This is a genomic window from Corallococcus llansteffanensis, assembly GCF_003612055.1.
GTDB classification, from domain to species: Bacteria; Myxococcota; Myxococcia; order Myxococcales; family Myxococcaceae; genus Corallococcus; species Corallococcus llansteffanensis.
This window is the reverse complement of record NZ_RAWB01000536.1, coordinates 1-6,823: the sequence shown is the minus strand read 5'-3', so window position 1 is coordinate 6,823 and position 6,823 is coordinate 1. Positions and strand designations below refer to the sequence as shown.

General features: G+C 68.7%; 6 protein-coding genes and 1 pseudogene. 2 read left to right on the top strand and 5 right to left on the bottom strand.

Features of this window, described 5'->3' with window-relative positions:
- Positions 1-202 precede the first annotated feature (202 nt).
- Positions 203-1,909: an HAD-IG family 5'-nucleotidase gene (locus D7V93_RS34320; protein ID WP_120647389.1), complete on the top strand. Its 1,707-nt coding sequence runs from the start codon at positions 203-205 to the stop codon at positions 1,907-1,909.
- A gap of 15 nt (positions 1,910-1,924) precedes the next feature.
- On the opposite strand, the gene D7V93_RS34315 is transcribed toward D7V93_RS34320, so the two are convergent.
- The 5 genes from D7V93_RS34315 to D7V93_RS34295 form a co-directional block, all read right to left on the bottom strand.
- Positions 1,925-2,707, bottom strand: a complete 783-nt coding sequence (locus D7V93_RS34315; protein WP_120647388.1) for a class I SAM-dependent methyltransferase — start codon at positions 2,705-2,707, stop codon at positions 1,925-1,927.
- Positions 2,708-2,720: 13 nt separating this feature from the next.
- Complete coding sequence (locus D7V93_RS34310) at positions 2,721-4,883, bottom strand: sensor domain-containing diguanylate cyclase (protein WP_120647387.1); 2,163 nt, start codon at positions 4,881-4,883, stop codon at positions 2,721-2,723.
- Positions 4,880-5,161, bottom strand: coding sequence for an FtsB family cell division protein (locus D7V93_RS34305; protein ID WP_120615359.1), 282 nt, complete (start codon positions 5,159-5,161; stop codon positions 4,880-4,882). The genes D7V93_RS34310 and D7V93_RS34305 overlap by 4 nt, the downstream gene beginning before the upstream one ends.
- 95 nt (positions 5,162-5,256) lie before the next feature.
- The gene (locus D7V93_RS34300) at positions 5,257-5,781 is read right to left on the bottom strand and encodes a TlpA family protein disulfide reductase (RefSeq protein ID WP_120647386.1); all 525 of its coding nucleotides are present in this window, start codon (positions 5,779-5,781) and stop codon (positions 5,257-5,259) included.
- Positions 5,778-6,269 carry a Fur family transcriptional regulator gene (locus D7V93_RS34295; RefSeq protein ID WP_208719532.1) on the bottom strand — a complete coding sequence of 164 codons (492 nt, stop codon included), beginning with the start codon at positions 6,267-6,269 and terminating at the stop codon, positions 5,778-5,780. Before D7V93_RS34295 ends, D7V93_RS34300 begins: the two co-directional genes overlap by 4 nt.
- Positions 6,270-6,495: 226 nt before the next feature.
- On the opposite strand from D7V93_RS34295, the pseudogene D7V93_RS34290 reads away from it, so the two are divergent.
- Positions 6,496-6,823, top strand: a pseudogene (locus D7V93_RS34290) (hypothetical protein); the annotation flags it as partial.

Below are 6,823 nucleotides of genomic sequence, written 5' to 3'. Positions count from 1 at the left end.
GGGGGGAGGCTTGCGTGCCTCCAGGAGCAGGCGGGCTTCCAGGCGGCGCACCCGGTCCTCCAGCGCGGCGATCCGTGCGGACAGGCGCGCGTGGAGGTCCTCGGCGGAGGCCGGGGATGGACGTGGGGAGCGCATCAGGGGCAGAGCGTGCCAGCCCCGTGGGAAGCCCGCAAGGACGCGGCGGCAGGGGGCCCCGCGTGTTATGTCTTGCGGTCCCGTGTCGCCCATTCTCTCTCCTGCCAAGCCCATCCCGGGCGGACCCTCCGTGGATCCGCTGCACGGGAGCTTCCGTTCCTCCATCCACCGGGAGCGCGCCGCCGATGCCTCGCAGCGGGCCCGGGAGCTGCTCACCGACGAGGTCCTCGGCCGCTTGCTCAGCACGCCGCGCCCGCCCACGACCCAGGTGCCGCGCGCGAGGGAGGTGTTCGTCAACCGCAACCTGCGCATGGACCATGTCGAGCTCATCGGGTTCGACATGGACTACACGCTGGCCATCTACCACATGCGCCGGCTGGAGCAGCTGTCGTTCGACATGACGATCGCGAAGCTGATCAGCGAGTACCACTATCCGCCGTTCGTGGGCGGGCTGATCTACGACCACCACTTCGTGATGCGCGGGCTGGCGGTGGACCGGGTGAACGGCAACGTCCTGAAGATGGATCGCTTCGGGCACGTGGGGCGCGCGTACCACGGCCTGCGGCCGCTCAAGCGCGAGGCGTGGAAGGAGCTGTACCGCAACAAGCGGGTGCGGCTGCGCAACCCGCAGTTCGCATGGAACGACACCCTCTTCGCGTTGCCGGAGACGTGCCTGTTCTCCGGCATCATCGAGCTGATGGAGTCGATGGGGCACACCGTGAACTACGGCAAGCTCTACGACGACATCCGGGAGGCCATCGACACGGTGCACCGGGACAACTCGCTCAAGCGGGAGATCCGCAAGGACCTGGCGCGCTACGTGTTCCTGGATCCGGAGCTGGGGCCGGCGTTGCACAAGCTGCGCTCGGGTGGGAAGCGGCTGTTCCTGCTGACGAACTCCGCGTGGGACTACACGAACGCGGTGATGCGCTACCTCCTGGACGGGCAGCTTCCGGAGTACCCGAGCTGGCGCAACTACTTCGACTTCACGGTGACGGCGGCGGGCAAGCCGGCGTTCTTCACGGAGAGCCGACCGTTCCTGGAGCTGGACTCGACGACGGAGGAAGGCAAGGTCGTGGGCGAGGCGAAGTCGCTGGAGCGCGGCACGGTGTACTCCGGCGGCAACCTGGCCCAGTTCGAGGAGATGACGGGCTACCGGGGCGAGCACATCCTCTACGTGGGCGACCACATCTACGGCGACATCCTGAAGTCGAAGAAGTCGTCGCTGTGGCGCACGTGCATGGTGGTGCAGGAGATCGAGGACGAGATCACCTACACGGACCAGCGGCGCACGGACATCGACACGCTGTCGGAGGTGGAGCTGACGCGCGCGCGGCTGGACGACGAGGTAAACCACCGCAAGACGGTGTTGAACTCACTGGAGCGCAGGCTGGAGCGCGGGGAGCTGCCGGAGGCGGAGCGGCTGGAGGCGGAGGAGCTGCGCAAGAAGACGAAGGCGGAGCTGGAGAAGCTGCGCAAGTCGTTGAAGGCGACGAACGGCATCGCGGACACGCTGGAGCAGGACGTGGAGGAGGGCTTCAATCCGTACTGGGGCCTGCTGTTCAAGGAAGGCAACGAGAACAGCCGCTTCGGCTACCAGGTGGAGCAGTACGCGTGCCTGTACACGAGCCGCGTGTCGAACTTCCTGCACCACTCGCCGATGCAGTACTACCGCTCGCCGCGGGACTTGATGGCGCACGAGCAGGCCGGTGCGCTGTCGAGCAAGATGTCTCCGCTGGGGAGCGAAGGACCGCCGAAGGGTTCGGATCAGTAGAGCAGGCGGTGGGGCCTATGGGGTCGCGGGCAGTCGGCCCCAGATGACGTCACTGAATCGCGACGTGGGCGCGGGTTCGATGCCCAGCTTGCGCAGGTCGTCGGTGTGTCGGGCGCCCTTCACGACGACCCACCGGCGGGCGACGCGCCTCCCCTCCTCCAGCGCTTCGGGAGTAAGGGGCGCGTGCTCCGCGAAGCGGCGCAGGACGTCGAATGCGGGCTGGGCCTTCTTCGGCTTGGCGAACATCGGGTCGAAGAAGACGACATCGAAAGACTTCGCGGGCAGGGTCTTCAGGTACGCGTGTGCGTCCGCATGGTGGACCTCGATGGCGCAGGAGTCCGCGCCCCGCTCATAGCGCCGGAGTCCCTCCGCGGCGACGACGCACAGGGGCAGGCTCTTCTCCAGGCCCACCACCCTGCCCTGCGGCCCCACGGCGAGCGACGCCACCAGCGCGTCCTGACCAAGTCCCAGCGTGCAGTCGAGCACAGCATCTCCGGGAACAATCTCCGCGAGCTTGAGGAACGTGTCGTCGCGCTGGCCTTGTCGCAGCCGCATGCGCCGCAGGTGTGCCATGCCCGCGTGGAAGGCGAACGAGCCCTCGGGCTCCCACAGCGTCACGCCATCGCCACCCACGACGAGCAGCGCGTCCACCTTCGTGCCGAGCCACGGGGCAATGCCCTCGCTGGAGCGGCGTGGCAGGAACGGAAGGCCCCACCGCTGCGCCACGGCCCGCGCCTCGCGCACCGTGGGCACATCCGTCTTCGTGCTGGTGGTGACGGCGAGGGGAATCGGCGGCATCGATACCGCCGCCCTACTCCGCGACCGCCTGGAGCTTCCGGCCGCCCTGCATCTGCGCCACCGTCACGGCCTGGTTCCGGCCATTGCGCTTCGAGTGGTACAGGCACTGGTCCGACAGGTCGATGAGCTGCTGCTTCTCCTGCCCGTTGTCCGGGAACGTCGAGATGCCCAGCGACATCGTGATGCGCAGGGGGCCCATCTCCGTCTGGAACACCTCCGCCATCACCGCCTCGCGGATCCGCTCGGCGATGACCTTCGCGCCGTGCGCGTCCGTCTCCGGCATCACCATCACGAACTCCTCGCCGCCGTAGCGCGCCACCACGTCCGTGTCCCGCGCCAGCGTCTTGATGATGCGCGCCACGCCCTTGAGCACCTGGTCACCCGTCGGGTGCCCGTACGTGTCGTTCACGTTCTTGAAGTGGTCCACGTCCGTCAACACGATGGAGCACTTGCGGTTGTACCGGCGCGCCTGCGCGAGAATCTCGTCCGCTCGCGACTGGAACGTGCGGTGGTTGAGCAGCCCCGTGAGGCCGTCCGTCGTCGCCATCTTCTCCATCTGCTCGTAGAGCTGCGCGCGCAACACCGCCTGCGCCGCCTGGATGGCGATGACTTCGATCATCCGCAGCACGTCCTGCTCGAACGCCGCCTTCTTGCGCGACCCCGCGACGAGCGTGCCCAGGATGCGGTCCCCCGCCACCAGCGGGAAGATCTTCAGCGCGCCCAGGCCGCGCACCTGCGTCTCCTCATCGAAGATGACCTGCCGGTCCATCGCCTTGATGTCCCGCCCCGGCAACGGTGCCCCGTAGCGCACCACGTTCGCCACCAGGCCATTGTTGTCCGGGAACGTGCGGCCCTCCAGCGCCTTGCCCTGCGCCGTCACGCCCGTCATCCGCACCACGCGGTGCACCCGCTTGCCCTCCTGCTCCGACACCAGCGTCACCGCGCAGAAGTCCAACCCGGCCAGCTGCCGCGTCGACTCCAGCACCGCCACGAACACCTGGTCCGGACTGCCCGCGCGGTTCAGCTCCTCGATGGCCCGGAAGAACCGGTCCTTCTCGTCGCGCGTCTTGCGGATGTAGCTCATCACCCGCTCCACCTCGATGGAGCGCAGCACCTCACCGGCGATGGTCGTCAGCAGCTTCTCGTCCTGGTCCGTGAACGGCTCGTTCTTCAGCTTGTCCGCCACCAGCACGCCGCGCACCAGCCCGCTGCCCTCCAGGATGGGCACCGCCAGCAGCGCTTGCACCGTGGGACCGCCGCTCTCGTAGTACGTGACGCCCTTCAGCCCCTGCGGCGAGTTCATCCGCACCGGCGCGCGGCGCTTCAACACCCCGCCGATGATGCCCTCGCCCGCGTTGAACTTCTCGCGCTGCACCCGCTCCGTGGGCGAGCGGCAGTCGTACAGCTTCAGGCTCCGGTCATCCGACGTCAGCAGGAACGCCGCGCAGGTGTCCGTGCGCAGCCCCGTCTCCGCGATCTCCAGCGCCGCGTGCACCGCGCCTTCAATCTCCTTCACCGACGCGACGAGCCACTTCTCGTCGGAGCTCATCCCGCTGAAGCTGTCCTGCGTCCCGGAGCTCACCAGCCGGAAGGTGCGCGCGCGCTCCTCCACCTCGCGGATGCGCTTCTGCACCGCGTCCGTCTCCGCCCGCTTCGCCACCGCCATCCGCGCGGACAGCACCAGGTGGTACAGCCCCGCGAACAGCGCCAGGAACATCGTGTGCGTCAGGAAGCCGGTGAGGTTCACCACCGGCCCGCCCAGCGTGACGAGCCCGTCGTACACCAACGCCACGCCCAGCAGCGTCATGCCCGCATTGCGCGGCAGGAACGCCACCAGGAACGCCATCAGCAGGTAGACGATGGGGAACAGCTCCCCGCCGCCAATCGCCACCACGATGAACGCCGCGGAGATGAGCCCGCCGCCCAGCTCCAGGTCGTCTCGCAGGTCGATGATGGCGCCCACCGAGGAGCGCATCGCCCGGCGCCACGCCGCCATCCCGATGCCGACCAGCAGCCCCACCACCAGCGCCGCTTCCGTCCACCCCAGCGTGTGCAGGCCCCGGAAGCCCCCGCGCGCCAGGTGCACGAACGTCGCCAGGGCCACGGCCGCGGGAATGGCGCGGAAGAACGCGCGCACGAGCTTCGCCGGAGAGGGCACCGAGGACAGCGAGGTCATGGCGACTCCAGGTGGATGACGATTTCGCCCGGCTTCACGTAGCCGAGCTCCTCACGCACGGACTGCTCCAGCGTCGCCGGATCCTTGCGGAGCGCGGCGATCTCCTTGCGGAGCACGTCGTTCTGCGCGGCCAGCGCGCGGTTGCGCTCATCGAGCACCTCCACGTCCTGCCGCAGGCGCAGGTAACGACGGAAGCCCTTGGCGTCCGCCACCGAGGCCAGGCTCAAGGCCACCGCCACCACTGCCGCCACCATCAAGAGCTTTCGCCGAGGCGTCATGAACGCCGGCGAAGGTACCAGCGGCCCCCCTGCCCGCAAGAATTCCGCTCCAGCCCTGTAGCACCGGGGAAGCCCCGGCGGACGGCCGCGGAAACTCAGTCCTCCTTCAGCAGCTTTTCAATCGCCTTCGCCACGTCCGCCTGGCCCTCCACGCCCTGCCACCCGGCCACCGCGCGACCGCGCTTGTCCAGGAGCACCGTGCTGGGCAGCGCGCGGATGCGGCCGAAGGCGCTCTCCCCCGCGCGCATCCGCTCATCCGACACCAGCACCGGGTACGGAAAGGCGTAGTGGTCCGCGAATGGCGCCAGCACCCGGCCCTCGTCCAGGTCCATGCCCACCGCCACCACCTGGAAGCCCTGGGGACCGTACGTCTTCTGGAGGTTCTCCAAGGTGGGCAGGTCCGCCAGGCACGGGAAGCACCACGTGGCCAGGAAGGACACCAGCACCACGCGGCCGGAGAGCTGGCGCGGGTCGTAGCGGGTGGGGCCCACCGACGGCAGCGTCAGCGCCCGGAGGAACGCGGGGCCCGCGTCCACCGGCCCGCCCCGGTGACACCCGGACAGGGACAGCACGCCCACCGCCACGGCAGCCACCAGCGCGCGCCACCGCACCGGGCTCACGCCTCCGTCGTCGGGGGGCCGCCCCGCAGCTGGCACTCGCGGCACAGGCCGTACAGCTCCATCTTGTGCGACGTCACCGTGAAGCCATGCTTGCGCGCCACCGCGTCCTGGAGCGTCTCGATGCGGTCGTTCTCGAACTCCACGATGGTGCCGCAGCTCGTGCAGATGAGGTGGTCGTGGTGCTCGCGCCCCGCCGCCGCCTCGTAGCGCGTCTGCCCGTCGCCGAAGTTGCGGGCGTGCGCCAGCCCACACTCGTTGAGCAGCTTCATCGTCCGGTAGACGGTGGCCACCGACACCTTGGTGTCCTGTTCACGCACCTTGTTCCACAGCTCCTCCACGGACAGGTGTCCGCCCACGGCGAAGAACGTGTCGATGATGAGGCTGCGCTGGCGCGTGCTCTTCAGGCCGTGCTGGGCCATGTACCGGGCCAGCACGTCATCCTTGTCCTTCTCTTCGTGGGAATGGTGGGCGTGGCTATGGGTCGTCATCTGCAATCTCTGGAGCACCACATGTGTTGAGGCTGGGATGCCCGCCCCCGCAAGCCAATTTCGCCTGCCGTGTTCAGGATGCGCCCGCTCCCCTGACTACCACGACCTTCGACTTGCGCCGCGCGTGGGCTGTTTACATTGGGGTCGGACTGGCTCATTGACACCTGTCTGGCGGCGAAGATAGAGGCATCCGCCCTCGTAAACGAGCATTTTTCCGAACCTTTCCATGATCAGTCCCTGGCAGAGAAGACGGCAGCCTGACGACGTACCCACGCCGGTGGCCGTGGCGGTGTCGGACTTCTGCCGACGCGCGAAGGCCCCCGCCCCCGCTCAAGAGGTGCGTGAGGCGCTCGCGCTCCTCACCGAGGAGGAGGACTTCCGGGTCCGCGCCCTCACGGACGGTGAACCCGAGACGTCTCCGCTGGGACCCTTCGCGGTGGTGGACATCCTGCGCGGCGTGGCGCCGTCGCTCGCGGCCCAGCGCCAGACGTGCGGCTTCTACGCGGTCGCCCAGGAGCTGGCCCAGGTGCGCGAGGAGAAGACCCCTCCCCCCG

What these genes read in the sequence shown, in the direction of transcription:
- D7V93_RS34295 (WP_208719532.1), bottom strand. Translation starts at nt 6,269, where the DNA reads ATGACGACCCATAGCCACGCCCACCATTCCCACGAAGAGAAGGACAAG.
- D7V93_RS34315 (WP_120647388.1), bottom strand. Translation starts at nt 2,707, where the DNA reads ATGCCGCCGATTCCCCTCGCCGTCACCACCAGCACGAAGACGGATGTG.
- D7V93_RS34320 (WP_120647389.1), top strand. Translation starts at nt 203, where the DNA reads ATGTCTTGCGGTCCCGTGTCGCCCATTCTCTCTCCTGCCAAGCCCATC.
- D7V93_RS34310 (WP_120647387.1), bottom strand. Translation starts at nt 4,883, where the DNA reads ATGACCTCGCTGTCCTCGGTGCCCTCTCCGGCGAAGCTCGTGCGCGCG.
- D7V93_RS34305 (WP_120615359.1), bottom strand. Translation starts at nt 5,161, where the DNA reads ATGACGCCTCGGCGAAAGCTCTTGATGGTGGCGGCAGTGGTGGCGGTG.